At 73.6% G+C, this 2670-nt stretch carries 3 protein-coding genes; all 3 read left to right on the top strand.

The genetic code is table 11. From position 1 onward, the window contains the following. The coding region (locus ACLEQD_RS40895; RefSeq protein WP_410391338.1) for an MG2 domain-containing protein at positions 1-1775 on the top strand (1775 nt) is incomplete at its 5' end. Then, positions 1718-2167, top strand: coding sequence for a hypothetical protein (locus ACLEQD_RS40890; protein ID WP_410391337.1), 450 nt, complete (start codon positions 1718-1720; stop codon positions 2165-2167). The genes ACLEQD_RS40895 and ACLEQD_RS40890, both read left to right, overlap by 58 nt. Further along, positions 2143-2670 (top strand): hypothetical protein (locus ACLEQD_RS40885; protein WP_410391336.1); only part of this gene is annotated, 528 nt, incomplete at its 3' end. The genes ACLEQD_RS40890 and ACLEQD_RS40885, both read left to right, overlap by 25 nt.

Raw genomic sequence — 2670 nt, 5'->3', positions numbered from 1 at the left:
CGGGCCGGGCCATCACCGCGCACGCGCTGGCGAAGGCGGGCGCGGAGGCGTGGCCGAAGTCGGTGGGCGGCGCGCAGTGCGCGGCCCTGGTGGCGAGCCTGGAGGCGCCGGAGCTGTACGCGACCGGGATGCAGGTGGACGGGCCGGGCAAGCGCTCCATCCTGGTGGGCCACCGCAACGTGGGCCCGCTGTACCTGCGGGCGTACGCGATGGACGTGGAGGCCCGGCTCGCGAAGCCCGACCCGGACCTGTCGCTGTTCGCCTCCGACGCGGAGGTGCTCCGGCTGGTGGCGTCGCGCAAGCCGGACGCCGCGTGGAGCACGGCCCTTCCTCCCACGCCCGACTTCCAGCGGCACCAGACCTTCGTGACGCCGCCGGCGCTCAAGCCGGGCGCGTACGTCATCGTCATGTCCACGCGCGAGGACTTCGCGAAGAAGGACAGCAAGCTCCTCTCCCTGCCGATGTCCGTGTCCAACTGGGCGATGACGGTGCGCAAGGCGGACCCCCACCAGGCGGAGCTCCACGTCGTGGACGGGGCCACGGGGGCGGGCGCTCCGAACGTGGAGGTGCGGCTGGTGAAGCCGGACTACCGCACGCGCCGCTTCAGCGTCGTCAGCCGCCGCACCGACGCGAATGGCGACCTGGTGCTGGAGGGCAAGGACTCCGACCGCTACGAGGACATGCAGCTGGTGGTGGGGAGGGGCAGGGGCGCGATGGTGTTCCCGGGCTCGGTGTACCTGTCCCCCCTCTACGAGCCGTCCCCGCGGGACCAGACGCTCATCTACACGGACCGCGCCGTCTACCGTCCCCAGCAGAAGCTGCTGTGGAAGGTGGTGGCCTACCGCCCGGAGGAGCTGTCGAAGCGCTACCGCGTCCTGCCGGACTCGCCGGTGACGGTGTCGCTCGTCGACCCCAACGGCCAGGAGGTGGCGAAGCGCGAGGCGCGCACCAACACGTTCGGGTCGGTGGCGGGAGAGTTCGACCTTCCGTCGGGGCGGCCGCTGGGCCAGTGGACCGTGCGCACCAGCCCCAACGGCTACGCGGGCGTGCGCGTGGAGGAGTACAAGCGGCCCACCTTCGAGGTGACCCTGAAGGACGCGCCGGAGGCGCTGCGGCTCAACCGGCGCGCCAGCTTCCAGGGCGAGGCGCGCTACTACTTCGGCCTGCCGGTGACGCGCGGCGCGGTGAAGTGGCGCGTGTCGCGTGAGCCGGTGCTGCCCCGCTGGTGGTTCTGGGAGCGCGTCCCGGCCACCACGGAGCTGGTGGCCTCCGGGACGGCCTCGGTGGGCGAGGACGGTGGCTTCACCGTGGCGTTCACCCCGGAGGCGGATGAGCGGCTCGCGAAGGCGCAGGGCATGTCGTGGCGCTACCGCGTGGAGGCGGACCTGACGGACGAGGGCGGGGAGACGCGCTCCGCGAGCCGTTCCTTCCGTCTGGGCTTCGTGTCCGTGGAGGGCCGGGTGGAGTCCGACGTGGGGTTCGTCCGCGAGGACTTCCCGTCGGAGGTGCGGCTCATCCGCGCGAACCTGGATGGCGCGCCGCAGGCCGGCCCGGGCCGCTGGCGGCTCGTCGCCTTGAAGGCTCCGGCCCGCCCGCTGATGCCGTCGGAGGTGCCGGTCGAAGCGCCCCGGCCCCTGGACGCGGACGCGCGGGAGCCCAAGGAGGTGTCCCCCACGCCGGGTGACGCGCTCAAGCCGCGCTGGGACGCGTCTACGACGTGGAGCAGACGCTGCGACGCTGGGACGACGGCGCGGAGGTGGCGCAGGCGGCGGTGACGCATGGCGCGGACGGGGTCGCCGCCGTGAAGCTGCCGGCGCTGCGCGCGGGGGCGTACCGCCTGCGCTACGAGACGACGGATGCGTTCGGCCAGAAGGCCACCGCGCAGCGGGACTTCGTGGTGGCGGGGGTTCGTGCCCCGGCGGGGTTGCCGGCGGTGCTGGCGGCGGAGCGTGCCTCCGTGCGCGTGGGCGAGGTGGCGCGCTTGATGGTGGCCTCCGGCTTCGAGGGCCAGCCGCTGGTGATGGACGTGTACCAGGGGCGCCAGCGCGTGGAGCACCGCCTGCTGACGGCGGGGCAGGGGCGCGCGGTGGTGGAGCTCCCTGTGACGGAGGCCTGCGGGGCGGCTTCACGGTGGTGCTCTCCATGGTGCGCGACTGGCAGGCGCTGAACTTCCAGCAGACGGTGTCCGTGCCCTTCGACGACAAGGAGCTCAGCCTGGAGTTCGCCACGTTCCGCGACACGCTGCGGCCCGGCGCGAAGGAGACCTTCCGCGTCACGGTGAAGGGGCCGAAGGGCGCGAAGCTGGAGGCGGGGGCCGCGGAGCTGCTCGCGTACATGTACGATCAGTCGCTGAACGCCTTCGGGCCGCACACGCCGCCCCAGGTGGCGCAGCTGTATCCGCAGCAGACCCTCTACGTGGACTTCCGCGCGTCCGGTGGCGTCTCCGGCGCGGACTGGCTCTTCGACGAGCTGGGCCGGGGCCGGCCCTCCGCGCCGGAGCCTTCCGACGACACGCTGAAGTTCGGGGACGGCTACGGGCTGGGCGGGCCGGGCTACCGCAACTTCTACGGAGGGGGGCGCCGCATGCGCGCCATGGCCGCGAAGCCCGGGGCCGTCCAGCGGGAGTCGGCCGACGCACCGCCTCCGCCGCCTCCGCCGCCGTCGCCCGCG

The sequence above is a fragment of the Corallococcus sp. 4LFB genome (assembly GCF_046520365.1).
Taxonomy (GTDB): domain Bacteria; phylum Myxococcota; class Myxococcia; order Myxococcales; family Myxococcaceae; genus Corallococcus; species Corallococcus caeni.
Note: the sequence above shows the minus strand (reverse complement) of the source record. Positions and strands in the feature narration are given on the sequence as shown.